Below are 24,547 nucleotides of genomic sequence, written 5' to 3' on the forward strand. Positions count from 1 at the left end.
GATGAGTATTGTTGTATATATAAACGGTTTTGCTGTATAGCATTTTTTGACGACGGATGTTTCATGCTTCGGGAGGGTGGTCATGGTTGATTTCGCCAAGGTGCAAGCCATTGATTTTCATACGCATGCAGAAGAGCCGTGCAATCACGGCCGGGACGATGGCTACAACGATTTCCAAGCCGGTATGGCGGCCTATTTCCGGAATCCCGCAGGGGCCGAGGGCATGTTGCCCACCGTGCAGGACACGGCCGCCTACTACCGAGAGCGCAATATTGCAGCGGTGATCTTTCCCGTCGATGCAGAGCGTGAAACCGGCTTCAAGCGCTATTCCAACGAGGAAGTGGCGCAGATCTGCGCCGAAAATGACGACATCCTGATCCCGTTCGCCTCGATTGATCCGCACAAGGGCAAAGCGGGCGCGCGCGAAGTGCGCCGCCTTGTCCGCGAGTTCGGTGTGCGCGGGTTCAAGTTCCATCCGACGATGCAGGGGTTTTTCCCCAATGACCGCGAGGCCTGCTACACGGTGCTCGAAGCCTGTGCCGAAGAAGGTGTCATCACGCTGTTCCATACCGGACAGACCGGTGTTGGGTCCGGGATGCGCGGTGGCATGGGCATGCGGCTGAAGTATTCGAATCCGATGCATCTGGATGACGTGGCCGTGGATTTCCCGGACATGCCGATCATCCTCGCTCATCCCAGTTTCCCCTGGACCGAGGAGGGTCTGGCGGTCGCGCAGCACAAGCCGAATGTCTATTTCGACATGTCGGGTTGGTCGCCGAAGTACTTCCCGGAGATCTTCATCAAATACGCAAATTCCATTCTGAAAAAGAAGATGCTGTTCGGGTCGGACTGGCCGGCCATCACACCGGATCGCTGGCTGAAGGATTTTGCCGATGCGCCTTTCAAGGATGAGGTGCGCCCGCTGATCCTCAAGGAGAACGCGATGCGTCTGCTGGGCGTATCGGTGTAGGAGCGGAGCCATGACGGAGTTTGCCGCACCGATTGACGACATCCTGTTCTCGTTCCGCCATGTGGCCGAAGCCCATCGCGTCAGCGATTGGGACGACGCACTTGCCGCCGACATCCTCGGACATTTCGGTCAATTTGCCGAAGGGGTGCTGGCCCCGTTGAACGCAATCGGGGATGCGCAGGGGGCGCGGCTCGTCGATGGGCGCGTGCGGATGCCGGACGGGTTCGGCGCGGCCTATGCGCAATTGGCCGAGGGCGGCTGGCAAGGGCTTCGTGCGCCCGAACGCTTTGGCGGAATGGAGCAGTCGGCCCTTGTGGCGGCCGGTGTGTCGGAAATCTTCAGCGGCGCCAATCACGCGTTGCAAATGGTCTGCAATCTGGTGCCCGGCGCCATCGACACGCTTCTGCATTTCGGAACGCCGGAGCAGCAGGACGCATGGATCCCGCGCCTTGCCTCGGGCGAGGTTCTGTCGACCATGTGCCTGACCGAAGCGGCAGCAGGTTCGGACCTGTCGGCGATCCGGTGCAAGGCGGTTCGGCACGGTGATCACTGGCGGCTCGATGGAGAGAAGATCTTCATTTCGGGTGGTGATCAGGACTTGTCGGACGGCATCCTGCATCTCGTGCTGGCGCGCAGCGGCACGATGGACGACGGGCTGAAGGGCCTGTCTCTCTTTCTGTGCCCGGCGGGTGAAAGCGTCAGCGTCACACGGATCGAGGAAAAGCTGGGTCTGCATGCATCGCCCACATGCCAGTTGGCTTTTTCGGGCGCGCAGGCCGAATTGATCGGCGCCGAGGGCGACGGGCTTCGAGCGATGTTCACCGTCATGAACCATGCCCGGCTGGACGTTTCCCTGCAGGGCGTTGCGCATGCGGCGCGGGCGGCGCAGATCGCCACAGCCTATGCCGACGACCGCGTGCAGGGACGCCGTAAGGATGGGAGCCCGGCGCGGCTGTCGGACCATGCGGATGTCCAGCGGATGCTGGCCGAGCAGGCTGCGCTTGCGATCGGAGCGCGGGCGATGTGCCATGTGGCCTTTGTGGAACTGGAAGAGGGCAGCCGCCCGGACCTGGTTTCTTTCCTGACGCCGCTTTGCAAGCTCTTCGCCTCGGAGGCAGGGATTCGGGCGGCGGATGTCGGGATCCAAGTCTTGGGCGGCTACGGCTATCTGAACGAATACGGCATCGGGCAGGTCTGGCGCGATGCGAGGATCACCGCGATCTACGAAGGGGCCAACGGCATCCACGAACGCGGTATTGCCACGCGCGGACTGAAAGGGCCGGGGGCCGATCTCTTTGCGGATCTGATCCGGGAGCTTGGGAGTGGATCGGAGCGTGTGTTGGCCGATCTCTCGGCTTGGGAAGACCGGCGCGACCACATGCGGGCGGCGGCTGACGCCGAGGCGCTGGCGCATGATTTCGCGCAGGCGACGGCGCGGCTTTTCTACCTGGCCTGCTGGGCCAGATGCGCTTCGGTTGCCGCACATCACCCCGAGCCTGACCGGATCACGGCACTGGCCGAACGGGTGCTCAGTTCGTGAAGAGCGCCCGATAGGCCGAAGGTGTCTGTCCCCGGGCCGCGCGGAACCGTTTCGAGAAATACGACGGGTCCATGAATCCCAACCTGTAGCCGATCTCGGAAACTGGCAATTGGGTGAATGCAAGCAGGCGGCAGGCTTCGTGCATCTGCTGCTGCTCGATATAGGCGGTGGCGCCCATACCGGTAGCGGCACGGCACAGGCGGCTCAGGTGGCCGGTGCTGATCGCAAGCGCGCTGGCAAAATCCGACGCCGTCCAGCCGTCGGACATATGGGCCGCGATCAGATCGTCCAGCGCAAAAAGCCGCGCATGTTTGGTACGCGGGTCGGTGGCCCGTTCGGCCAGCCGTGTCTCGGCAATCCGGGCAAGCACGGAATGTGCCAATCCGACGAGCTGCTGGGCCCGAAAGGGGCTGGGCTCGTCCATCATGTCGCGCACGAGGCGCGTGATCCTGTCCAGAGGGTCGGCGACCGGCCCGACAAACGGTTCCGACAGGGCCGTCAACAGCTGGTCCGTGGCGGGTGAGAGCGTGCGCACAAGGCTGACGGGAAACGAGAAAATCCGCCCCTCCGATCCCGATCGAAATGTGAACTCATGGGCGCAATGCTCTGGAATATAGAGAAACTCGGTTTCTGCGACGTGCATTCGTTCGCCATCGACGATGGCGTCGATCCAGCCGTCCTCGACCATGAAGAGCTGGGACATCTGGCTGTGCCGGTGCGGCAGGATGCGCCAGTCGTGAATCGGGGCGCGCGCCGAGAAATGCTCGAAATGCAGCACGTCGGGAAACGGGTCCTCTTCGCCGTAAAGCCCGAAGGCGGGAATGGTGTTTTGCGCCTGCATGTTCGAATCTTACCACAGGTCGCCGGGTGCTGCCATTACCGCACGCCCGTTTCGCGCATATCACCACGTTCAGCTTTAGGAGGAGTGCCGACATGAAGACCGAGGTTGCGATTATCGGCGGGGGGCCATCGGGCCTGTTGCTGTCGCAGTTGTTGAACAAGGCAGGTGTTGCGACGGTGGTTCTTGAGCGGGCCTCGCGCGATCATGTCCTGTCACGCATCCGGGCCGGAGTTCTCGAAGCGGGCACGGTAAGCATGCTCCGCGAAGCCGGTGTCGCAGAGCGTCTTGACCGCGAAGGCATCCCGCACGAGGGGTGCTTTCTTACCGATGATGATCTGATGGTGCGGATCAACTTCAAGGAACTGACCGGCACGCCCGTGATGGTCTATGGCCAGACCGAAGTGACGACAGACCTCTACACTGCGCAGGATGCCATTGGGGCGACCATCATCCACGGGGTCGAGGATGTGGTGATCCATGATGCCGACAGCACTGCGCCCTACGTCGAATACACGCTGGATGGGGCGCGGCAGCGCCTCGATTGCTCTTATGTAGCGGGCTGTGACGGGTTCCACGGTGTCAGCCGCAAGACCATTCCCGCCGACAAGCGCCGCGAATTCGAACGGGTCTATCCTTTTGGCTGGCTCGGGGTTCTGTCGCGCACACGCCCGGCGCATCACGAGCTGATCTATGCAAATTCGTCGAACGGGTTTGCCTTGGCGTCGATGCGCAGCGAGACCCTCAGCCGGTATTACGTGCAGGTGCCGCTGACCGACAATGTCGAAGACTGGAGCGACGCGCGCTTCTGGACGACGCTGAAATCCTGTCTGCCGTCCGAAGTGGCAGAGACCATGGAGACCGGCCCGTCGATCGAGAAATCCATCGCCCCGCTGCGGTCTTTCGTGAGCGAACCACTGCGTTGGGGACGGCTGTTCCTTGTCGGGGATGCCGCGCATATCGTGCCGCCGACCGGGGCCAAGGGGCTGAACCTTGCGGTGTCGGACGTGCATTACCTCTATCAGGCACTGATCGACGCGGTGAAAACCGGCGATACAAAAGGGATCGACGCCTATTCGGAACGGGCGCTTCTGCGGATCTGGAAGGCGATGCGCTTCAGTTGGCAGATGACGACCATGCTGCACCGGTTCGACGGCGAAGACAGCTTTGCGGCGCAGATGCGCAAGGCGACGCTCTATCATCTGTCGCAATCGGAAACGGCGCGGCGTGATCTGGCCGAGAACTATATCGGGCTGCCGTTCTAGGGGACGGGTCGGCCCACGGGGCGCAATGCGTCCCGCGCGGCTTCGAGGGCGCGGATCAGACCGGATTGTTCCTCGGTCAGCACACCATCCGCGCGCATCGAAATCCCGATGGGACCACCGCGCAGGTCATTGCCTAGGGGCAGGGCGGTCAGAGTGCCAGCGTCAAGTTCGTCTTCGACAACGCCGCGCGAGATGAACCAGACCGCGTCGGAGGATTGCACCACGCGCCGCCCGAAGGCGAGCGAGACGGATTCGAACGCGGCACTTTGCGCCGCGATGCCATGACGGGACAACAGCGCCCGGACGAGCGGGGCAATCACCGCCCCCGGAGGTGGAAGCAGCAGCGGATAGCCGTCCAGCGCATCGAGCGGCTCCGCCTGATGCGAGAGTGGGTGCCCGGGTCTGACAACGGCAGCGATGTCTTCGGAATAGAGATGATGGAACGACAGGTGTTGCATCACCTCGGCATTGCCCATCCGACCGACAACCAGATCAAGGCTGCTTTCCCGCAATTGCGACATCAGGAGCCAGTTCGGCCCGGTGCTGACCCGCAACAGGCAATTCGGGTGGGTCTCGCGAAAGGCCAGTGCTGCGCGCGGCATCAGCGACGTCGCCGCAGTGGGCAGAACCCCAACAGACAGTCGGGTGATCTGAGATGGCGTGTCCTTGACCAGCGATTGCGCCCGCGACAGTTCGGCCATCGCCGCACCGCCATGCTGCTGAAATACCCGGCCCACGGTGGTCAGCGTCAAGCGCCGGTTCGAACGGTCGAACAGCGGTTTGCCCAGCACATCCTCGAGTTCGCGGATGGTTTTCGACACGGCGGGTTGCGACACGTTCAGGGCATCCGCCGCCGCGGACAGCGAACCGAGGCGCGCGGTTTCGAGAAAGCATTTGAGATGACGCAGCCGGATGCGGGGATCGAGCATGTATAACTCATGGGTTAAGTAAATGGCGCAAGAATATAATTTTCAGAGCGGTAAAGAAATGCCAAAGAGAGGTCAGAGGAGAATTTCAAACATGAAAACGGTCACATCAGGTGGGGCGGTGCTCCATGTGCAAGTGGACGGCCCCGAGGCTGGCCCGGTGGTGATGTTCGCCAACTCGCTGGGGACCGATCTGCGCGTCTGGGATCCGCTGTTGCCGCATCTGCCCCAAGGGCTTCGGATTGTCCGCTTCGACAAGCGGGGCCATGGTCTGTCGGACTGCCCGCCCGCGCCATATGACATGAACACGCTGGTCGAAGACGCTGAGGCGGTTGCGGACGCGCTCGGCGTTTCGCAGATCGCCTTTGTCGGCCTGTCCATCGGTGGACTGATCGGTCAGGGGCTGGCTGCGCGCCGCCCGGATCTGATCAAGGCCTTGGTGCTGATGGATACGGCGGCCAAGATCGGAACACCCGAGATGTGGCAAGCGCGGATCGACGGGGTGCGCGCGGATGGGCTTGGTGGCATGGCGGACGCCATCCTTGACCGGTGGTTCGCGCCCGAGATGCGCAACGATGCGGCGGCGCTGGCCCCATGGCGCAACATGCTCAGCCGCACGCCGGTCGAAGGCTATGTCGGCTGCTGTGCGGCGATTGCGGGGGCTGATTTCACCGCAAGCACGGCAGACCTCGCCATCCCGGTGATGGCCATGGCCGGGTCCGAAGACGGATCGACCCCACCCGATTTGGTGCGCGCAACAGCGGACCTGTGCGGTGCCGCATTCCACGTGATCGACGCGGCAGGCCATCTGCCCTGCGTCGAAAAACCGGCCGAGACCGCAGCCCTTATCACCGCGTTCCTCAAGGAGACGGGCCATGTCTGACCGCTTTGATCAGGGAATGAAAACCCGGCGCGAGGTTCTGGGCGACGCCCATGTCGACCGGGCCGAGGCCAACAAGACCGAGTTCGATCTGCCGTTCCAGACGCTGATCACCGAGGGCGCGTGGGGCACGGTCTGGTCGTCGGACGGGATCAGTCGTCGGGAACGGTCCATGCTGACCTTGGCGCTTTTGGCCGCGACCGGGAATTTCGAGGAAATCCCGATGCATATCCGCGCCACCGCGCGCACCGGAGCCAGCAAACAGGATGTGATGGAAGCATTCCAGCACGTCGCGATCTATGCCGGCGTTCCCAAGGCGAACCACGCCATCAAACTGGCCAAACAGACTTATGCAGAGATGGAGCAATCCGATGACTGACACCGCCGCCCTGATGCCCCGCCGCCGCGAGGTGCATCCCGATCCCTATTACCTCGACTACAAGACGTCGATCACGCGGTCCCCGTCGCTCCCGCTCTTGTCGATGGAGTCGACGCCGAGCGAGGAAACCGGGCCGCGCTTTGGCCACAACAAGCTGGGTGCCTTGGATAACAACCTGATCTGCAACTACACGCAGGGCAAGGCGCTCGCCGTGGGCGAACGCATCCGCGTGCATGGCCGCGTGCTTGATGAAACCGGGCGTCCGGTGCCGCACACGCTGGTCGAGATCTGGCAGGCCAATGCCGGTGGGCGGTATCGGCACATCAAGGACACGTATTTCGCACCGCTTGATCCGAATTTCGGCGGCTGCGGGCGGACGATCACAGATGAGAATGGCTACTACGAATTTATGACGATCCGTCCAGGGGCATACCCGTGGCCGAACCGGGCCAATGACTGGCGGCCGATGCACATTCACTTTTCGATCTTCGGCCATGCCTTTGGGCAGCGCCTGATCAGCCAGATGTATTTCCAGGGGGATCCGCTGATCGATATGTGCCCGATTGCCGCCACTGTGCGGGATCGGAGCCAACTCGACCGTCTGGTCGCGCCGCTCGACATGCAGAATTCGCGGGGCATGGATTATCTTGCCTACAAGTTCGACATTGTGCTGCGCGGCCGCCGTCAGACCATGTTCGAAAACAAGCCGGAAGGGATGTAAGCCATGACGCAACCGCTTGATATTCTGGTGGAAACCCCCAGCCAGACCGCCGGCCCTTATGTCCATATCGGCTGCATCCCGACCTTTGCGGGTGTCGAGGGCGTCTATCCCGAAGACCTTGGCCTGAGCCCGATCGAAGACGGCGCCAAAGGCGAGGTCATCACCATCGTCGGGTCGGTCTATGACGGTACCGGCTGGGCGATGCGCGATGCCATGATCGAAAGCTGGCAACCCGATGCCGCTGGTCTGTTTGCCGGGCAGGACGGGGCCGATCCGAAGGTTTCGGGCTTCTGCCGCTTCGCCGCCGACAAGGACAGCGGCGAGTTCACCCTGCGCACCGTCAAACCGGGTGCGGTGAAGGCCCGGAACGGACAGGTGTTCGCGCCGCATATCTCGCTCTGGGTCGTGGCGCGCGGGATCAATATCGGTCTCAACACCCGCATCTATTTCGAGGATGAAGACAACAGCGCCGACCCGCTGCTGGCCCGCATCGAACAACGCCCGCGTGTGGACACGCTGATCGCCAGGAAAACCGGCGACGGCACCTATCGGTTCGACATCCGGCTGCAGGGCGAGGGCGAAACGGTATTTCTTGACCTGTGATGACGGGCGTCTTTGACCATCCCTGGTTGTCGGGCCTCTTTGCCGATGACGAAATCGCTGCGCTTTGGTCCGCCGAAGCGCAGCTTTCGTCCATGCTGGCGTTCGAGTCCGCGTGGTCGCGCCATGGGCATCTGGCAGGCCTGTGGTCCGAGGCGGAAGGGCACTCCGCGGCCGATGCCGTCACCTCTGTCGACTTTGACCCCAAAGAGCTTTCTGATGGCACGGCGCAGGATGGCGTCTGCGTACCGGCCCTCGTTCGGCTGTTGAAAGAGCGGACCGGAGCAAACGCGATCCATAAAGGCGCGACATCTCAGGATGTGATCGACACCGCAACGGTCCTGTCACTTGTGCGCAGCCTCGATCTGATCGGCGGGCGGCTTGAGCGACTGGATTTGGACCTGTCCGCGTTGGAGACCCGGTTCGGTGCAAATCCATTGATGGGCCGCACGCGTATGCAGGCGGCAATACCGATCACCGTGGCCGACCGGGTGCAGACATGGCGTCTGCCGCTTGCCTCGCACCGCGAACGCCTGGAGCAACTGCGCCCCCGCGTGGCAGTGGTTCAGATCGGCGGTGCCGCGGGCGACCGCGCGGCGCTGGGTGAGGGCGCGGAGGCGATCTGCCATGCGGTTGCGGCTGACCTTGGGCTGTCGGCACCACCGCAAAGCTGGCACGCGATGCGCGACGGCATCGCCGAGGCCGGATCGCTCCTGTCTCTGGTCACGGGAACCCTTGGCAAGATGGGTCAGGACATCTGCCTCATGGCGCAGCAGGGGATAGACGAGATCAGGATGGACGGCGGTGGCGGGTCGTCGGCCATGCCACACAAGCAGAACCCGGTGCTTGCGGAACTGCTGGTCACGCTGGCGCGGTTCAATGCCGTTCAGGTGTCAGGGCTGCATCAGGCGATGATCCACGAACAGGAACGCTCGGGCGCGGCGTGGACGCTGGAATGGATGATCCTGCCGCAGATGGTTCAGGCAACAGGGCGTGCGCTTGCCGTGGCGTCGGCGCTCACGACACAAATCGTGGACATCGGCAGTCCTGATCCGTTGTCCTGAGCGTCGGATCGCCCTACACGCATCCAAAAGACAAGGAAGACCGGAATGTCCGACAACAGGATCCTGATCGCCGGGGGCGGCATTGCAGGTTTGACGCTTGGGCTGACACTGCACCAGATCGGCGTGCCCTTCACAGTGTTCGAATCCGCGCGCGAGATGAAGCCGCTGGGCGTTGGCATCAACCTGCAACCGAACGCCGTGCGCGAGCTTTTCGATCTTGGCATCACCGCCGACGATCTGGACAAGGTGGGTCTGCCCGCAAAGGAATGGGCGCTGGTCGGTCTGAACGGGCGCGAGGTCTATTCCGAACCGCGCGGGCTGGGGGCCGGGTACAACTGGCCGCAATACGCCGTGCATCGGGGTCAGTTGCACATGCTGCTCTACGAGACGCTGATTGCGCGGGCGGGTGCGGATGCGGTCCAGCTTGGGGCAAAGGTCGCGTCCTACGCACAGAATGGGTCCGGCGTCACGGCGCGGATCGTTTCGTCTGCCGGAGAGAGAGAGGAGCGGGGCCGCCTGCTGATCGCCGCCGATGGCATCCATTCCGCGATCCGGGCACAGATGTATCCCGATCAGCCACCGATCCATTGGGGCGGGGCCGTCATGTGGCGCGGCACGGTTCGGGCCAAGCCATTGCGGACGGAGTCGTCTTTTGTCGGGCTGGGGACACATCGGCACCGGATGGTGATCTACCCGATCTCTGCGCCCGATGCCGACGGGATGTCGCTGATCAACTGGATTGCCGAAGTCACGATGGACGATGCAGGCGGCTGGCAGCAGGACGGCTGGTTCAAACCGGTCGAGATCGGCGAGTTCATCCATCATTTCGAAGACTTCCGCTACGATTGGCTGGATGTCCCTGACATGCTGCGCGGCGCGGATTGCGCCTATGTCAACCCGATGATCGACCGCGATCCGGTGCCAAGCTGGGTCGATGGTGCGGTGGCACTGATGGGCGATGCGGCGCATGCAATGTATCCGACCGGATCGAACGGGGCGAGCCAGGCAATTGTCGACGCGCGTGTGATCGGGGCGAAGATGCTGGAGCATGGCGTGACAGAGGCGGCACTGGCGGCCTATGATGCGCAGCTTTGTGGCCCGGTGTCGGAACTGGTGCTGCGCAACCGGGGTGCGGGGCCGTTCGGGCTGCTCAACCTGCTCGATGAGCGCTGCGGCGGTGTGTTCGACGACATCGAAGACGTGATCCCCGCGGCGGAACGCGCTGATTTCATGGCGAAATACAAGGCCGCCGCCGGGTTTGCTATCGAAACGCTGAACGCCGCTGATCCGACAATCCCGGCAGGGGCGCGGGTCGACGGCTGACTTGCATCTTGGTCCGCTTTCGACGCCATATGGACCAAGCCTGACCAAACCGGAGCCGCCCGATGCCCGAAGCCTTCATCTGTGATTACATCCGTACGCCCATCGGTCGCTATGGTGGTGCACTGGCCTCGGTGCGGGCTGATGATCTGGCGGCGGTGCCGTTGGCGGCCTTGGCGGCGCGGAACCCGTCGCTCGATCTTGCGGCGATCGACGAGGTCATCCTTGGCTGTGCCAATCAGGCTGGGGAGGACAACCGCAACGTGGCACGCATGGCGGTGTTGCTGGCGGGCTACCCCGAAACCGTGCCGGGCACGACGATGAACCGCCTCTGCGGATCGGGCATGGATGCGGTTCTCGCCGCCGCCCGCGCGATCAAGGCGGGCGAGGCGGATCTGGTGATTGCGGGTGGCGTCGAGAGCATGACCCGCGCGCCCTTCGTGATGCCCAAGGCGCAACAGGCCTTTGCGCGGCAGGCTGAGGTCTACGACACCACCATCGGCTGGCGCTTCGTGAACCCGGTGCTCAAGGCGCAATACGGCATCGATTCCATGCCGGAGACGGCTGAGAACGTGGCCGAAGATTTCAACGTGTCGCGCGAGGATCAGGACGCGTTTGCCTTGCGGAGCCAGCAACGCGCGGGGGCCGCGCAACAGAGCGGGCGTCTGGCGCAGGAGATCACACCGGTGACAATCCCGCGCCGCAAAGGCGCGCCGGTGATCGTGGACACGGATGAACACCCGCGACCAGAGACAACCGCCGATGATCTGGCGCGCCTCAAGCCCTTTGTGCGCGAGGGCGGCACGATCACGGCGGGCAACGCCTCTGGTGTAAACGACGGGGCGGCGGCGCTGATCGTGGCGTCTGAGGCAGCGATCAAGCCGCATGGGCTGCGCCCCATCGCGCGGGTTCTGGGCGGTGCCTCCATCGGCGTTGCGCCGCGCATCATGGGGATCGGACCTGCGCCCGCTTCGGAAAAGCTGATGGCGCGGCTGGGTCTGACACAGTCCGAATTCGACGTGATCGAACTGAACGAGGCGTTCGCCTCGCAAGGATTGGCGACGCTTCGGCGGCTGGGCATCGCCGACGATGACCCGCGCGTCAATCGTAACGGTGGGGCCATCGCGCTGGGCCATCCTCTGGGCATGTCAGGGGCGCGGATCACCGGCTCTGCCGCGCTGGACCTGCGCGCCGGTCAAAAAGCACTGGCCACCATGTGCATCGGCGTCGGGCAGGGTATCGCAATTGCCATCGAGGCAGCGGGCTGAGGCACCCGCCGTGGCTCAGATCAGCATATTGCGCGGATCGCCGATCAGTTTGGCGTAGTGCGCCAGGAACCGCGCCGCATCGGCCCCGTTGATCACACGGTGATCATAGGACAGATCAAGCGGCACCATCGGCACCGGACGCGGGGTGTCGCCGTCCCAGACAGTGACGGTCTCGGTTCGCGTGATACCGAGGATCGCCACCTCGGGCGGGTTCACGATGGGGGTAAAGGCAGTGCCGCCGATGCCGCCAAGATTGGTGATCGTCATGGACGCGCCACCCATCTCGTCGGGCTTGACCTTTCTGGCCTGCGCCTTGGCGGCCAAATCTGCAATCTCGGCCCCGATCTGCCAAAGCCCTTTGCGGTCGGCGTTTCGGATGACCGGCACCATAAGGCCATGCGGCGTGTCCACGGCGATACCGATATGGACATAGGTCTTGAGGTAAAGCGTGTCGCCATCCGCCGACAGCGAGGCGTTGAACCGCGGAAATGCCTTCAGACACCGCGCCAAGGCCGCGACGTGAAACGCCAAAGCGGTGAGCTTCACGCCCCGCGCCATTGCCTCGGACTTGAGGCTTTGACGGAACGCCTCAATCGCGCTGACATCGGCGCGGTCGTGATGGGTGACTGCCGGGATCAGCGCTTGCGCCGCCGCCAGATTGCGCGCGGCGACCTGGGCAAAGCGGCTCATCGGTTCTTCTGTCACGTCGCCATATTGGCTGTGATCGACATCCCAGTAGGAGGTGTCGCCTGACGGGGCCGAGGCGGGTGCAGCGCCGCTGTCCAAATCTTCTGCGCCGATGGTCTTCCGCCCCAGCTTTTTGGCCAGGGCTTCGATCTCGACGCCTTTCTCGCGGGCGAGACGCCGGGTGGCCGGGCTTGCGATGAAGTCTGCCATGTCCTCCCCCTTACCAGCTTGCCGAGATGTATTGCGTTTCCATGAATTCGAGCATCCCTTCATGCCCGCCTTCACGTCCGAGACCGGATTGCTTCGTGCCCCCAAACGGCGCCGCCGGGTCGCTGACCAATCCCCGGTTCAGGCCGACCATGCCGTAGTCCAGCCGTTCGCAGACCTGAAGCGCGCGTTTGAAGTCAGCGGAAAACACATAGGCGACAAGGCCGTATTCGGTGTTGTTCGCGCGTCGAATGACCTCTTCCTGATCGCTGAAGGTCTGGATCGCGGCAACCGGGCCGAAGATTTCGTCGTGCACACAGTCCGCGTCCTCGGACACGTTCGAAAGGACCGTGGGCGGATAGTAGAAGCCCTTGCCCTCGGGCACTGTACCACCGCATTCGATCTTGGCACCTTTTGCGACAGCATCGGCGACAAAGGCCGCAACCTTGTCGCGCGTGTCGGCATTGACCAGAGGGCCGACATCGACGGATGGATCGGTGCCGTCGCCTACTTTGAGCGCCGCCATCCTTTCGGTCAGGCGTTTGGTGAAGTCGTCCGCAATGCTGTCATGCACATAGATGCGGTTCGCAGCGGTACAGGCCTCGCCCAGATTGCGCATCTTGGCCAGCATGGTGCCCTCGATGGCGGTGTCCATGTCGGCATCTTCGAGCACCACCACGGGTGCATTGCCGCCCAGCTCCATCGCGGGTTTCAACACCTGATCTGCCGCGGATTTCAGGAGCTTGCGTCCCACACCTGTGGAGCCGGTAAAGCTGACCACGCGCACACGCGGATCGTGCAGCATGTGATCCACCAGCGCACCGGTCCTGCGTGAGGGCAGGACGTTGACCAGCCCGGGCGGCACACCGGCCTCTTCCAGAAGCGGCATCAGCGCCAGCATGGTCAGAGGTGTTTCCGATGCCGGTTTGATGATGACGCCACAGCCTGCGGCCAGGGCGGGCGCGATTTTGCGCGTGCCCATCGCGGCGGGATAGTTCCACGGTGTGACCAGCACCGCGAGCCCGGCGGGTTTGTGCTGCACGACGATGCGCGCACCCGAGGCGGGGGCATGGGTGATCAGACCATCCGCGCGCACGGCTTCCTCGGCGAACCAGCGGAAGAACTCGGCGGCATAGGTCGCCTCGCCCCTGGCATCTGTCCCGGCTTTGCCGTTTTCCAGCGTGATGAGATGGGCGAAATGATCCAGCCGCGCTGTCATCAACTCCCACGCCTTGCGCAACACTTCGGAGCGTTCGCGCGGGGTGCGGGCGGCCCAATCGGCCATCGCCTTTTCGGCAGCGTCCAGCGCCTTGTCCGCATCGGCGATGTCCGCCGACGCGACCGAGGCGATCACCTCTTCGGTGGCCGGGTTGATGACGTCAAAGCGGTCGGCGGTCTGGTGCCAGCCGCCGTCGATATAAAGATCGGTATAGTCCATGTCGGTCCCCCGGAAGGTCAGAGCAGGTGGCGGAGCGGCTGCTCCACCCGGCCTGCGAAATCGGTCAGAAGCTGGATCGCGGTCGGCGCATCCATGTGGTCAGCGGCGCAATCCAGCGTGAGTTTCAGCCCTTTGCGGCGCTGCGTGATCGTGACGACCGGCACGCTGTCGGCACCCATGGCCGCACTGCGGATCGTTGTGCCGCGCAGATCACGGACGATCAGGTCTGGCGCGTCCTCGGTTTCTGTCACGTCCGACAGCGTTCCGCCGTCGGTCACCGCATAGCTGGTCGAGGCACCGAACCGTTCGATGGCAACCGTCTGTGCAGTGGGCATGGAGGCTCCGGCCAAACCGGCAAGCAACGCGTCGGCATCTGTCAAACCGTGGCTTTGCGACGCCCATCTGGTGAAGTCGGTCAGGCCATCGCCCGACAGTTTTGCGACAAGGTGGTGGGTCGCGGCAGCGGTGCTGACCGCTGGTTGCGCTGTCGTGCGCGGCAGGGCTTTCAGCACCTCCAGGTCCCGGACGTGATAGGGTTGAGGGTGACCGGCCTCGACCAGTCGAGCAAGATCAAGACCCTGCTCGATCGCCAGTCTGCGCAGCTTGGGTGAGGCGAGGATGCGCCCGCTGGTTGAGGCAACGGCTGGTTTTGCCGGAGCAGGTGGCTCCTTGGCCTTTTCAGGCCTCGTCGCGGTCGCCGGGGCAGGTGCGTCGGCTTCGGCAGGTGCCGGGGCTTTGGCGCTTCGGGACATAGGGCTCGCCGGCTTGTCGGCGCTGATGATCGCCACCGCCTGTCCGACGGGGACGTCTTCCCCGGCTTCAGCCAGATTGGCAGCCAGATAGCCGTCGCTGCCGGCTTCGACCTCCATCGTGCTCTTGTCGGTTTCCACCTCGAAGAGCACGTCGTCCGCTTTGACCGCGTCGCCGGGCGCCTTGTGCCAGCTGACCAGAAGGCCGCTGTCCTGCGCCATGCCCAATTGCGGCATGGTGACGGACTTGCCCTCGGGCAGCGCGTCCTCCTCGGTGTCATGCGGCGCGTCGTCCTTTGCGGCGGGCGCTGGTGCGTCGTCCTCGGCGCTGTCCGAAATGCGGGCAATCACCGCCCCGACGGGCACGTCTTCACCTTCGGACGCGGACACGCCGGTCAGAAAGCCGCTGGCCTGTGCCTCGACCTCCATCGTGGCCTTATCGGTTTCCACCTCGAAGAGCGCGTCACCCTTGGCCACCGCATCGCCCGGCGCCTTGAGCCATGACACGATCTTGCCCGCATCCTGCGCCATGCCCAGTTGAGGCATTGTCACGTCATGCGGCATGGATCAGCTCCCCCGAGCACAGCTTGCGCGCTTCGTCGGCAACCCGTTCCGGTGTCGGCACGGTGATGTCCTCCAGCGCGGGGCTGAAGGGCACAGGGACGTCCATCGCGCCCATGCGCAGGACCGGGGCATCCAGATGGTAGAACGCCTTTTCGTTCAGCCGCGATGCGATTTCCGAGGTGATGCCATAGCTCTGGTGGCCTTCGTCGATCACGATGGCGCGGCTGGTCTTCTTGACGCTTTCGATCAGCGTGGCCTCGTCCAGAGGCACGATGGTGCGTGGGTCGATCACTTCGGCCTCGATACCCTCTTTCGCCAAGATCGCAGCGGCTTTCTCGGCCACCTGCACCATCGAGGATGTGGCGATCAGGCTGATGTCCTTGCCTTCCCGCTTGATATGCGCCTCGCCGAAGGGGATCAGGTATTCCTCTTCCGGCACCGGGGCCTTGTCCTGATACATCAGCTTGTCTTCGAAGATCACAACCGGGTTGTTGTCGCGGATCGCGGTCTTCATCAGACCCTTCGCCTCGTAAGCCGAGGACGGCATCGCGACCTTCAGCCCCGGAATATGCGCCACAAGCGCTTGCAAAGACTGCGAGTGCTGCGCGGCGGAGCGGCGTGTGGCCCCCATATTGGTGCGCAGCACCAGCGGCACGTTGAGCTTGCCGCCGGACATGTAATGGATCTTGGCGGCCTGATTGCACAGCTGATCCATGATCAGGAAGATGAAGTCGCCGAACATCAGATCGACGATGGGTCGCGCACCGGTCATGGCGGCACCGACGGCGATTCCCATGAAACCGGGTTCGGCGATAGGCGTGTCGATGACGCGGTCGGTGCCGAATTCCTCGACCAGACCGGACAGCACCTTGAAGGGCGTTCCGGCCTCGGCCACGTCTTCGCCCAACAGGAACACCGTGGGATCGCGGCGCATTTCTTCGGCGATGGCCTCGTTGACGGCCTGGGACAGGGTGATCTCTCTCATGTCGGTCTCTCCTCAGTCCGCGTAGACATGCATGTCCACTTCGGACACGTCGGGATATTTGGCAGCCTCGGCATAGGCGACGGCCTCGGCGGCATCCTTTTCGATCTCGGCATTCATCGCCTCGATCTCGTCTTCGGTGGCGATGCCCTCGCTCACGAGGAACGACCGGAAGCGGATGATCGGATCGCGGTTGTCCTTCCAATCCTTCTCTTCGTCCTTGGAGCGGTAATATTCGCGGTTGATGTCGCCCACATGGTGGCCGTGATAGCGATAGGTCATCAGTTCGACGAAGAACGGGCCTTCGCCCTTGCGGCAGCGGGCCACCAGTTTCTGTGACAACTCGTTGACGGCCAACACGTCCTGCCCATCGACCTGGAACGCTTCGATGCGAAAGGCTTCGGCCCGGGCGGTGATGGAGCCGGCGGCGATTTCCTCGGTCTTGGTGTATTCGGAATAGCCGTTGTTTTCGCAGGCATAAATCACCGGCAGGTTCCAGAGCGCGGCCATATTCATCACTTCGTAGAGCAGCCCTTGCGCGGTTGCGCCGTCGCCAAAGAAACAGACGGTCACGTCGTCCTGACCCAGCAGCTTGGCCCGCAGTGCCGAGCCTGTGGCGATCCCCATGGAGCCGCCGACAATGGCATTGGCCCCAAGGTTGCCATGGCTTTGATCGGCGATGTGCATCGACCCGCCTTTGCCCCGGCAATACCCTTCTTCCTTGCCCAACAGTTCGCAGAACATCTCTTTGAAGTTCGCGCCCTTGGCTACGCAGTGCCCGTGACCCCGGTGGGTCGAGGTGATACGGTCGTCATCGGTCAGCGCCTCGCAGATCCCGACGGCGACAGCCTCTTCACCGGAATACATGTGGGTGAGGCCCGGCATCTTGGCCGACAGGTAAAGCTGGTTCGCGTTGTCCTCGAAGGTGCGGATGCGCATCATCTGGCGATACATGCGCAGATAGTCTTCGGTATTTGTCTTGGCCTTGGCCATTGGATCCCTCCCAAAGGGGGCAAGGGCGCGCGGCCCCTGCTTCATCTTGCCGAATAAACTCCCGCCGGAGGCGTCCCCCGGCGGGGCTCGTCAATACCGGTTGGCGATGGGTAGCTCTTCTGCGGGGAAGAGGCTGATCACCTCGCAGCCGGTTTCCGTCACCACGACCTCTTCCTCGATCCGGGCGGCGGAATAGCCATCGGTGGCCGGGCAATAGGTCTCGAGCGCGAACACCATGCCGGTCTGGATTTCCATCGGATGATCGAGGCTGACGGCGCGGCTGATGATCGGGCGTTCGTGCAGGGCAAGGCCCAGACCGTGACCGAACTGCAGACCGAAGGCCTGATCCTCGTTGTCAAAGCCCAGCGACTGTGCGGTCGGCCAGACCTCGGCCACCTTGTCGGTGGTGACACCCGGCTTGATCATGGCAATCGATGCATCGATCCATTCGCGCGCCTTGACGTAGGCGTCGTTCTGAGCAGGCGTCGCGCGGCCGACGTTGAATGTGCGGTAGTAACACGTGCGGTAGCCCTGATAGCTTTGCAGGATGTCGAAGAACGCCTGATCGCCGGGGCGGATCAGCCTGTCGGTAAAGTTGTGCGGGTGCGGGTTGCAGCGTTCGCCGGAAATCGCGTTGATCGCTTCGACGTCGTCCGAGCCCATCTCGTAGAGCAGCTTGTTCGACATCGCGACGATGTCATTCTCGCGCACGCCGGGTTTCAGCTCTTCGTAGATCATGTGGTAGACGCCATCGACCATGCTGGCCGCCTGTGTCAGAAGCTGGATTTCGTCCCAGTTCTTGATTTCGCGCGCTGCCAGCATGATCTGCTGGCCGTCCACGACCTTGATGCCTTCTTCCTGCAGCGCGTGGAACATGGCGGTTTCGGCATAGTCCACGCCGACCGGCATGTCGGCCATGCCCGCATCCTTGATCAGCTGCGCGATCATCTTGGCGTATTTCTTCATCAGGCCGAATTCCGGCGGGATCGTGCCGCGCATGCCGACAACGCCGGCGAGGCAGTGATCGGGTTCCAGCCAGTCGGAATAGCGTTTGTGATGCACGGCAGCAGAGCCGAAATCCCAGACATAGGGGCTGTCGTCGCCGGTCAGTAGGCAGAAGCGGCACATCTTGTCCCGTTCCCATTCGCCGATCTTTGTGGCTGACACGTAGCGGATGTTGTTGACGTCAAACAGCAGCAGCGACCCGGCGTTCGAGTTCTGCAGCGACTGGCGCGTGCGGGCAAGGCGGTAGCGGCGCAGGCGGTCGTGATCGACCCGGCGTTCGAAATCGACCGAGGTGTGGCCCCAGGCGGGCAGGCGGTCGCGCCATTCCCAGTTGGGTTCAAGATCCTGCGGTGTGAGCAGGTTCGGCATCAGTGCGCGAGACATGAAAAGCTCCTTTCGGGTGCCGCGTGGCGCACCCGGTTTGTTCTGAAAAACAGGGGGGTGAGGGGTTACTTCGTGACCCAGCCGCCGTCGATGGAGATCATCTGGCCGGTCATGTAATCGCTGTCGTCAGAGGCGAGGAACGAGGCCGTTCCGACAATGTCGTTGGGGTAGGACACCCGCTTGATCACCAGGTTGTTGGCGACGATGTCGTCATAGGCCTGGCCTTCGCGTTCCTTGAACCCGATCTCGACAAGGTCCTTGTCCAGCTGCTCCCAAAGCGGTGTCACAACGACGCCGGGGGCATAGCCGTTGACGGTGATGTTGTGCTCGGCCAGACCCAGCGCACCGCATTCGGTCAGCGCCAGACAGCCGTATTTCGAAGTGCAGTAGACGGTCACGTCGACCAGCGGCTTGCGCGACGCGATGGAGCCGACATTGATCAGCTTGTAGGGGTGATCCTCCATCGGACCCTGCTTGATCATCTGGCGTGCGGTTTCCTGCATCCCAAGCCACATCGCCTTGGTGTTGACGTTCATGATCATGTCCCAGTTGTCTTCGTCGATATCCATGAAGAACCGGGGTTTGTTCAGGCCCGCATTGAAGAGACCCACGTTGATCGACCCGAAGGCTTCGACCGTTGCAGCCACGGCAGCCGCGTTGTCGTCGCGCTTGGTCACGTCCATCTTCACGGCAATCGCCTTGCCGTTTCCGGCGGCGTTGATCCGGTCGGCAACGACCTGCGCTTCGTCCCCGTCAAGATCCCCCAGACAGACATTCGCCCCCTGGGCGGCGAAAGCCTCGGCATTGGCGGTACCCATGCCACGGGCGGCTCCGGTGATCAGGATGTTCTTACCTTTGAGGCGATTGGGGTCCATGGTTTCCTCCCTAAGTGACCTGGTGTTTCATGATGTCTTCGGCGCGGGCCTGGGCCCGGTCGAGCGCCTCGCGCGGGGACACGATCCCGCGCAGCATGTCGTGAAGTTCGTGGCCGCAGATGTGGATGATCTCCGAGATGTGCGGAATCGGCGGGCGCGGCCAGAATTGCAGCTCGTCGCGCCAGGACATCTGGTCGACGAGTTCGAAGATCGGAGACAGGCGCCGCACTTCCGGGTCCGCCCCGACGGAATAGCGGGGCGCCGTACGGCTGCCGCTTTGGGCATAAAGCTTTTGTGCCGCCGGCGAAGTGAAGGCGACCAGCGCCTCGACCGTGTCCGCCACGCGGTCCTCCGCCAGGTTTGACGGCACGCAGAACACATAGCCGCCGACAGGGGCGATGGGGGCCCCCTCGGGCCCATGCGGATGGGGCAGGTAGCCGGTGTTGCCATGCGCCGAACAGCTGTCGTCGAGTTCGAAATATGGGGCCAGCAGGGTATACCCATAGGCCATGGCCACCTTGCCGGACGCATAGGGGCGCACACGTTCGTACCAGGACATCGACAGAATGTCGGGCGGGGAAAACTCCAGCAGTTGCATCAGGTAATCCGCCGCCGCATGCGCGCGATCGGTGTTCAGCATCGGTCGCAGGTCCGGTTGGTCGAGGTGATCCGCATCGAACCCCCCGGCGATCGGTGGCAGGTCGATGATGGGCTGACCGAAGGCGGCGCAGGTCATCATGAACGTGTGGCCCAGTGCTGTGCCGCGTGCCGCATTCCACGCCACGCCATGACGGCCTCTGCGGGGGTCATTGAAGTGACGGGCGGCTTCGATCACCGCGTCGGTGGTTACAGGGGGCTCCAGCCCTTCCGCTGCGAACCAGTCCTTGCGGTAGAACATCAATTCGGGCGTTGTCTGGCTTGGCACACCGTAGGGGGTTCCGTCCCAATGCGCCGCGCGCCAGCCTGCGGTGTGGAAATCGGCGGGATCAAGCCGGGAGACATCCATCACATCGGTCAGCGGGCGGATCACCCCTTTTTTCACGAATTCCCCAAGCCACGGTAGATCGACGGCGATCAGATCGTACCGGCTCTTGGTGCGCTCGCTGTTGCGCAATGCTTCTTCGCGCAGCCGGTCGATCGAAAAGGCGCGCTGATGAATGTTCGTCCCGACGATTTGTTCAAATTGACGCTTGAGCGTGTCCATCACCATGAATGTGGGATCGCCATGGACGAGGATGCGCAGCCCACCGGCCAGCTTGAGCGGTTGGGGCAGGGCACGGGGCGGGGCGATGGTTGCGCGGGTCGCCTGGTAGGAGCCACCATAATAGTAATGCTCGGTCTCTTCGGTTTCAGGCACGGCGCCAAAGGAATTGCGGGCCAGTCGTTCGATCCGGTCCGCCACCTGACTGAACCGGTCAAGAAGACGGGGACTCGGATGCAGGGAAAAGCTCTTGCCGCTCTTGGTGCGTGGCCGCTGCTCGAGCAGGCCCGAGTCCTTGAGTTCCGTCAGCTTGCGCGTCGCAGTTGCATAGGGGACGCCTGCCGCCGCAACCATGGAGGACGGCGACACGAGCCGCCCTTCGGAATGGCTTTGCAGGACATGCAGGATCATGTTCAGATGCGGATTGGGCGTGTTCGGCTCGATTGACGTCTCAAGCTCGAGCGACAGGGACTTGAGGAACTCCACCACACGTTCCAGCTCCGGACCCTCCGCGGCCGCGGCGACATGTGTCGAACGCTGCATGGCGTGCTGTCCATATTGGATATCACTGGCGAGGGTTCCGGACATTGTCGCTTTTTTGTTTGAGGGATTACGAGGTGGGATCGAGTCGCTCACGGCGGCACCCTTTCAAATTGTTCAATCTGACGGTTTGCGAGTATCGGATATAAATCCAAAATGGACAAATTTTTGTCCAAAATGAACAAAACGATGCGTTCGCTCTTTGTCGAAATGACGCTGGATATGGGTCAGGTTGCATCCGGACCGTCCGGGCTGAGAGGACAGCAGCAATCGTGCGAACATACCTTTAGGGAGGACACGACTATGAAAACGACCCTTACGGCCGCTTTGGTGGCATCCACTGCGCTTGTCGGCACTGCCATGGCCGAATCCCACAGCGGCAAGATGACCATCGGCATTACCCAGAACAACGTGGGCGTGGACAGCTACCAGACCACGTACGAGAAGGCCTTTATCGAAGCGGCAGAAGCCAATGACATGGTGGAGACCGTGGTTCTGGACGCAGGTGGTGACGTGGCGCGCCAGATCGCGCAGATGGAAGACCTGATCCAGCAGGAAGTCGACGCGATCATCATTTGGCCGACCAATGGCGAAGCCGTGATCCCCGCGGTGCGCAAGGCCTACCAGGCCGATATCCCGGTCATTGTCACAAACTCGAACATCGCCGAGCAGGGCTTTGACTTCGTGAAGTCTTTCTCCGGCCCCGACAACATCACCCAAGGCGCACGGTCGGCCGAGATCATGTGCGACAAGTTCAAGGACATGGGCATCGAGAACGAAGCCAAGGTTGTCCACATCACCGGCCAGCCGGGCTACACCACCGCCATTGAGCGTGCGAAAGGCTTCAACGATCGCCTGCCCGAAGTGTGCCCGAATGTCGAACAGATCGACCAGCAGCCGGGCGACTGGAACCGCGAGAAGTCGCAGCAGGTGATGGAAGCGTTCCTTGTCAAGTATGACGACATCGACGGCGTCTATGCCGGTGACGACAACATGGGCGTCGGCGCTCTGAACGCGGCCAAGGCAGCGGGTCGCGAAGGGATCATCTTCGTCGGCGCGACCAACTTCGCGGTCGGCTACGAAGCGATGGCCGCCGGGGAATACTGGGGCTCGATCTACCAGTCGCCTGTCGATGACGCCGAAGCGGCCCTGCAGACGGCGATCGACGTTCTGAACGGCGAGGAAGTGCCTTTCCTCAACTACTTCGACACGCCGAAGATCACCCAGGACAACATGGACGAGTTTACCAAGCCCGTCTTCTGATCTCCTCCCGGAATGCGCGGGGCGGCATGTCTGCCTCGCGTGTTCTTTTTCTCAACGACAAGACGAGGGATGGACGAGATGGCAGGAGTCTCGGGACGGTCATGTATTGTGACCGGCGCGGCCCAGGGTATCGGCCGTGCAATAGGAGAGGCGCTTTTGAACGAAGGCGCGCATGTCTGTTTTGCGGATATCAACGCGGCCAAGGTGGCCGAAGTGGCGGATGCGAATGCAGCGCGTGCCGCCGCCGCCGGATGCAAGGTGACACACGCAGCGGTCGATGTGACCGACCGTGATCAGGTGAAAGCCATGATCGCGCATGCGGTGGAAAGCTTTGGGCGGTTGGACGTCAAGTTCAACAATGCGGGCGTCAATAAACCGATGAATTTCCTCGATGTGACCGAGGACAATTGGAACTTCATCATGGGAATCAACGGGCTGGGCTGCCTGATCGGTATGCAGGAAGCTGCCCGCCAGATGATCGAGCAGGGTGGTGGCGGCAAGATCATCAATACCGCCAGCATTGCGAGCCGGCAGGGGTTCGACAATGTAGCCCCGTATTGTGCCAGCAAATGGGCTGTCGTATCGCTGACCCAGTCGGGGGCGCGGGATCTGGCCAAGCATGACATCACCGTGACGGGATTTGCCCCCGGTGTGGTTGCGACCGAAATGTGGGAACAGGTCGATCAGGACCTGATGGCAATCGGGGCCGCAGAACGCCCCGGCCAGGCGATGGAGGAGTTTTCGGCCGAAATCCTGCGCGGACGCGTCGCGCGGCCCGAGGATATCACTGGAACGACCACGTTCCTCGCCTCTGCCGCCAGCGACTACATGACCGGCCAGATCGTGATGATCGACGGGGGAATGACGTTGGTGTGACGGCATAACCCGCGCACCCTTGGGAGGAACACATGGCAGAACTGACGAAACAGGGCATCGGACGGATCCTTGCCAAACAGGGTATCCTGATCGCGTTTGTCATCTTCATGATCGGCTTTGCGCTGGCGAACCCGCGCTTCATCGACATCGACAACATCTCTGGTGTGATCCGGTCCTCGGCCATTCTGGGGGTGATGGCGCTGGGTGTGACCTTCGTGGTCATCGGCGGTAATCTGGACCTGTCGGTGGGCTCCATGATGTCCTTCTCGACCATTGTCGTTCTGGACCTGCACGACAAGATCGGGCCGACGCTCGCCATCCCGGCGATGTTCGGTCTGACCTTGGGATTGGGGGCGTTCATCGGGTTCCTTGTGGGATACCTCAAGCTCAATTCGCTGATCGTGACGTTGGGCATGTTGTCGGCCATTCACGGTCTCACGCTCACATGGTCAGGCGGCCAGAACATGGACATTGCCGACAAGGAGGGCACATGGTTCTCGGTCTTCGGGCAGGGCGAGATCGCCGGTGTGCCGGTGCCGATCCTGATTTTCGCAGCCCTGGCCATCGTGCTGAGCCTTGTGCTCTCCAAGACGCCGTTCGGCCGCAAGGTCTATGCGGTTGGCGGTAACGGCAAGGCCGCGACCTTCTCGGGCATTCCCCGCGCGCGGATCGTATTCATGACCTACCTGATCTCGGCGTTCTGCGTGGCCTGTGCCGGGCTACTGCAGGCAAGCCGCAGTCTTGGCAGCCAGAACACCGTGGGGCAGGGGCTCGAACTTGAGGTGCTGGCCGCGGTCATCCTCGGGGGGGCATCGCTCCTGGGCGGGTCGGGAACCATCTTCAAGACGGTGATCGGCGTTCTGATCCTCGGGTTCATCCAGAATGGACTTCTGCTGATGGGGCTCGCCTTTTACGTCCAATATGTCGTGACCTGGGTGATCATCATCCTGGCTGTCTGGCTCGATATCGCGGCCAAACGCGGTCGCCTCTGGTCGCAGATCGCGTGAGGAGC

The 24,547-nt window shown here is 62.7% G+C and carries 23 protein-coding genes; 13 read left to right on the forward strand and 10 right to left on the reverse strand.

Annotation, left to right across the window (positions count from 1 at the left end; genetic code table 11):
• Positions 1 to 82 precede the first annotated feature (82 nt).
• Together MRY75_RS05120 and MRY75_RS05125 are read left to right on the forward strand one after the other, a co-directional pair.
• Positions 83 to 970, forward strand: a complete 888-nt coding sequence (locus tag MRY75_RS05120) for an amidohydrolase family protein (protein WP_292306066.1) — start codon at positions 83 to 85, stop codon at positions 968 to 970.
• Positions 971 to 980: 10 nt separating this feature from the next.
• Positions 981 to 2,510 (forward strand): acyl-CoA dehydrogenase family protein, encoded by a 1,530-nt coding sequence (locus MRY75_RS05125; protein ID WP_292306067.1) that lies wholly within the window; start codon positions 981 to 983, stop codon positions 2,508 to 2,510.
• Here MRY75_RS05125 and MRY75_RS05130 read toward each other — a convergent pair.
• Positions 2,500 to 3,351, reverse strand: a complete 852-nt coding sequence (locus MRY75_RS05130) for an AraC family transcriptional regulator (RefSeq protein ID WP_292306068.1) — start codon at positions 3,349 to 3,351, stop codon at positions 2,500 to 2,502. The two genes, MRY75_RS05125 and MRY75_RS05130, sit on opposite strands and share 11 nt — an antisense overlap.
• A 92-nt stretch (positions 3,352 to 3,443) precedes the next feature.
• On the opposite strand from MRY75_RS05130, the gene pobA reads away from it, so the two are divergent.
• Positions 3,444 to 4,613 carry a 4-hydroxybenzoate 3-monooxygenase gene (gene pobA / locus MRY75_RS05135; protein WP_292306069.1) on the forward strand — a complete coding sequence of 390 codons (1,170 nt, stop codon included), beginning with the start codon at positions 3,444 to 3,446 and terminating at the stop codon, positions 4,611 to 4,613.
• Here pobA and pcaQ read toward each other — a convergent pair.
• Positions 4,610 to 5,542 carry a pca operon transcription factor PcaQ gene (pcaQ, locus tag MRY75_RS05140; protein WP_292306070.1) on the reverse strand — a complete coding sequence of 311 codons (933 nt, stop codon included), beginning with the start codon at positions 5,540 to 5,542 and terminating at the stop codon, positions 4,610 to 4,612. The two genes, pobA and pcaQ, sit on opposite strands and share 4 nt — an antisense overlap.
• Before the next feature lie 91 nt (positions 5,543 to 5,633).
• On the opposite strand from pcaQ, the gene pcaD reads away from it, so the two are divergent.
• The 7 genes from pcaD (at position 5,634) to pcaF (ending at position 11,771) form a co-directional block, all read left to right on the forward strand.
• A complete protein-coding gene (gene pcaD / locus MRY75_RS05145) occupies positions 5,634 to 6,422 on the forward strand; it encodes a 3-oxoadipate enol-lactonase (RefSeq protein ID WP_292306071.1) in 789 nt (262 codons plus the stop codon).
• Positions 6,415 to 6,798, forward strand: a complete 384-nt coding sequence (gene pcaC, locus MRY75_RS05150; RefSeq protein WP_085640075.1) for a 4-carboxymuconolactone decarboxylase — start codon at positions 6,415 to 6,417, stop codon at positions 6,796 to 6,798. The genes pcaD and pcaC overlap by 8 nt, the downstream gene beginning before the upstream one ends.
• Entirely contained in the window at positions 6,791 to 7,519 is a 729-nt protein-coding gene (gene pcaH, locus MRY75_RS05155) for a protocatechuate 3,4-dioxygenase subunit beta (RefSeq protein ID WP_292306072.1), read from the forward strand. The genes pcaC and pcaH overlap by 8 nt, the downstream gene beginning before the upstream one ends.
• Before the next feature lie 3 nt (positions 7,520 to 7,522).
• A complete protein-coding gene (pcaG, locus tag MRY75_RS05160) occupies positions 7,523 to 8,122 on the forward strand; it encodes a protocatechuate 3,4-dioxygenase subunit alpha (RefSeq protein WP_292306073.1) in 600 nt (199 codons plus the stop codon).
• The gene (locus MRY75_RS05165) at positions 8,122 to 9,183 is read left to right on the forward strand and encodes a 3-carboxy-cis,cis-muconate cycloisomerase (protein ID WP_292306074.1); all 1,062 of its coding nucleotides are present in this window, start codon (positions 8,122 to 8,124) and stop codon (positions 9,181 to 9,183) included. Before pcaG ends, MRY75_RS05165 begins: the two co-directional genes overlap by 1 nt.
• 45 nt (positions 9,184 to 9,228) lie before the next feature.
• Positions 9,229 to 10,506, forward strand: coding sequence for a flavin-dependent oxidoreductase (locus MRY75_RS05170; RefSeq protein ID WP_292306075.1), 1,278 nt, complete (start codon positions 9,229 to 9,231; stop codon positions 10,504 to 10,506).
• Positions 10,507 to 10,568: 62 nt separating this feature from the next.
• Positions 10,569 to 11,771: a 3-oxoadipyl-CoA thiolase gene (gene pcaF, locus MRY75_RS05175; protein WP_292306076.1), complete on the forward strand. Its 1,203-nt coding sequence runs from the start codon at positions 10,569 to 10,571 to the stop codon at positions 11,769 to 11,771.
• 15 nt (positions 11,772 to 11,786) lie between these two features.
• On the opposite strand, the gene MRY75_RS05180 is transcribed toward pcaF, so the two are convergent.
• From MRY75_RS05180 to MRY75_RS05215, 8 genes are all read right to left on the reverse strand, one after another.
• Entirely contained in the window at positions 11,787 to 12,668 is an 882-nt protein-coding gene (locus MRY75_RS05180; protein ID WP_292306077.1) for a 2-oxo acid dehydrogenase subunit E2, read from the reverse strand.
• A gap of 10 nt (positions 12,669 to 12,678) precedes the next feature.
• Positions 12,679 to 14,103: an NAD-dependent succinate-semialdehyde dehydrogenase gene (locus MRY75_RS05185; RefSeq protein ID WP_292306078.1), complete on the reverse strand. Its 1,425-nt coding sequence runs from the start codon at positions 14,101 to 14,103 to the stop codon at positions 12,679 to 12,681.
• 17 nt (positions 14,104 to 14,120) lie between these two features.
• Positions 14,121 to 15,416 (reverse strand): biotin/lipoyl-containing protein, encoded by a 1,296-nt coding sequence (locus MRY75_RS05190; RefSeq protein ID WP_292306079.1) that lies wholly within the window; start codon positions 15,414 to 15,416, stop codon positions 14,121 to 14,123.
• The gene (locus MRY75_RS05195; RefSeq protein ID WP_292306080.1) at positions 15,406 to 16,401 is read right to left on the reverse strand and encodes an alpha-ketoacid dehydrogenase subunit beta; all 996 of its coding nucleotides are present in this window, start codon (positions 16,399 to 16,401) and stop codon (positions 15,406 to 15,408) included. Before MRY75_RS05195 ends, MRY75_RS05190 begins: the two co-directional genes overlap by 11 nt.
• Before the next feature lie 12 nt (positions 16,402 to 16,413).
• Complete coding sequence (locus MRY75_RS05200; protein ID WP_292306081.1) at positions 16,414 to 17,391, reverse strand: thiamine pyrophosphate-dependent dehydrogenase E1 component subunit alpha; 978 nt, start codon at positions 17,389 to 17,391, stop codon at positions 16,414 to 16,416.
• A 90-nt stretch (positions 17,392 to 17,481) separates the two neighbouring features.
• Positions 17,482 to 18,780 carry a Xaa-Pro peptidase family protein gene (locus tag MRY75_RS05205; protein ID WP_292306082.1) on the reverse strand — a complete coding sequence of 433 codons (1,299 nt, stop codon included), beginning with the start codon at positions 18,778 to 18,780 and terminating at the stop codon, positions 17,482 to 17,484.
• Between the two features lie 65 nt (positions 18,781 to 18,845).
• The gene (locus tag MRY75_RS05210) at positions 18,846 to 19,655 is read right to left on the reverse strand and encodes an SDR family oxidoreductase (RefSeq protein ID WP_292306083.1); all 810 of its coding nucleotides are present in this window, start codon (positions 19,653 to 19,655) and stop codon (positions 18,846 to 18,848) included.
• Positions 19,656 to 19,665: 10 nt separating this feature from the next.
• Positions 19,666 to 21,399, reverse strand: coding sequence for an extracellular solute-binding protein (locus tag MRY75_RS05215; protein ID WP_292306084.1), 1,734 nt, complete (start codon positions 21,397 to 21,399; stop codon positions 19,666 to 19,668).
• 300 nt (positions 21,400 to 21,699) lie between these two features.
• On the opposite strand from MRY75_RS05215, the gene MRY75_RS05220 reads away from it, so the two are divergent.
• From MRY75_RS05220 to MRY75_RS05230, 3 genes are all read left to right on the forward strand, one after another.
• Positions 21,700 to 22,659, forward strand: a complete 960-nt coding sequence (locus MRY75_RS05220) for a sugar ABC transporter substrate-binding protein (protein WP_292306085.1) — start codon at positions 21,700 to 21,702, stop codon at positions 22,657 to 22,659.
• Between the two features lie 78 nt (positions 22,660 to 22,737).
• Positions 22,738 to 23,535, forward strand: coding sequence for an SDR family oxidoreductase (locus MRY75_RS05225; RefSeq protein WP_292306086.1), 798 nt, complete (start codon positions 22,738 to 22,740; stop codon positions 23,533 to 23,535).
• A 32-nt stretch (positions 23,536 to 23,567) separates the two neighbouring features.
• Entirely contained in the window at positions 23,568 to 24,542 is a 975-nt protein-coding gene (locus tag MRY75_RS05230) for an ABC transporter permease (protein WP_292306087.1), read from the forward strand.
• Positions 24,543 to 24,547: the final 5 nt, after the last annotated feature.

The organism is Marivita sp., assembly GCF_022763305.1.
Taxonomy (GTDB): domain Bacteria; phylum Pseudomonadota; class Alphaproteobacteria; order Rhodobacterales; family Rhodobacteraceae; genus Marivita.

Bases quoted from the DNA above. Each gene is read 5' to 3' on its own strand.
- MRY75_RS05125 (WP_292306067.1), top strand. From the start codon at position 981: ATGACGGAGTTTGCCGCACCGATTGACGACATCCTGTTCTCGTTCCGC.
- pcaG (WP_292306073.1), top strand. From the start codon at position 7,523: ATGACGCAACCGCTTGATATTCTGGTGGAAACCCCCAGCCAGACCGCC.
- MRY75_RS05180 (WP_292306077.1), bottom strand. From the start codon at position 12,668: ATGGCAGACTTCATCGCAAGCCCGGCCACCCGGCGTCTCGCCCGCGAG.
- MRY75_RS05130 (WP_292306068.1), bottom strand. From the start codon at position 3,351: ATGCAGGCGCAAAACACCATTCCCGCCTTCGGGCTTTACGGCGAAGAG.
- pcaQ (WP_292306070.1), bottom strand. From the start codon at position 5,542: ATGCTCGATCCCCGCATCCGGCTGCGTCATCTCAAATGCTTTCTCGAA.
- MRY75_RS05225 (WP_292306086.1), top strand. From the start codon at position 22,738: ATGGCAGGAGTCTCGGGACGGTCATGTATTGTGACCGGCGCGGCCCAG.
- MRY75_RS05205 (WP_292306082.1), bottom strand. From the start codon at position 18,780: ATGTCTCGCGCACTGATGCCGAACCTGCTCACACCGCAGGATCTTGAA.
- pcaD (WP_292306071.1), top strand. From the start codon at position 5,634: ATGAAAACGGTCACATCAGGTGGGGCGGTGCTCCATGTGCAAGTGGAC.
- pcaF (WP_292306076.1), top strand. From the start codon at position 10,569: ATGCCCGAAGCCTTCATCTGTGATTACATCCGTACGCCCATCGGTCGC.
- pcaH (WP_292306072.1), top strand. From the start codon at position 6,791: ATGACTGACACCGCCGCCCTGATGCCCCGCCGCCGCGAGGTGCATCCC.
- MRY75_RS05185 (WP_292306078.1), bottom strand. From the start codon at position 14,103: ATGGACTATACCGATCTTTATATCGACGGCGGCTGGCACCAGACCGCC.
- pcaC (WP_085640075.1), top strand. From the start codon at position 6,415: ATGTCTGACCGCTTTGATCAGGGAATGAAAACCCGGCGCGAGGTTCTG.
- MRY75_RS05220 (WP_292306085.1), top strand. From the start codon at position 21,700: ATGAAAACGACCCTTACGGCCGCTTTGGTGGCATCCACTGCGCTTGTC.
- MRY75_RS05230 (WP_292306087.1), top strand. From the start codon at position 23,568: ATGGCAGAACTGACGAAACAGGGCATCGGACGGATCCTTGCCAAACAG.
- MRY75_RS05200 (WP_292306081.1), bottom strand. From the start codon at position 17,391: ATGGCCAAGGCCAAGACAAATACCGAAGACTATCTGCGCATGTATCGC.
- MRY75_RS05120 (WP_292306066.1), top strand. From the start codon at position 83: ATGGTTGATTTCGCCAAGGTGCAAGCCATTGATTTTCATACGCATGCA.
- MRY75_RS05195 (WP_292306080.1), bottom strand. From the start codon at position 16,401: ATGAGAGAGATCACCCTGTCCCAGGCCGTCAACGAGGCCATCGCCGAA.
- pobA (WP_292306069.1), top strand. From the start codon at position 3,444: ATGAAGACCGAGGTTGCGATTATCGGCGGGGGGCCATCGGGCCTGTTG.
- MRY75_RS05170 (WP_292306075.1), top strand. From the start codon at position 9,229: ATGTCCGACAACAGGATCCTGATCGCCGGGGGCGGCATTGCAGGTTTG.
- MRY75_RS05210 (WP_292306083.1), bottom strand. From the start codon at position 19,655: ATGGACCCCAATCGCCTCAAAGGTAAGAACATCCTGATCACCGGAGCC.
- MRY75_RS05190 (WP_292306079.1), bottom strand. From the start codon at position 15,416: ATGCCGCATGACGTGACAATGCCTCAACTGGGCATGGCGCAGGATGCG.
- MRY75_RS05165 (WP_292306074.1), top strand. From the start codon at position 8,122: ATGACGGGCGTCTTTGACCATCCCTGGTTGTCGGGCCTCTTTGCCGAT.
- MRY75_RS05215 (WP_292306084.1), bottom strand. From the start codon at position 21,399: ATGCAGCGTTCGACACATGTCGCCGCGGCCGCGGAGGGTCCGGAGCTG.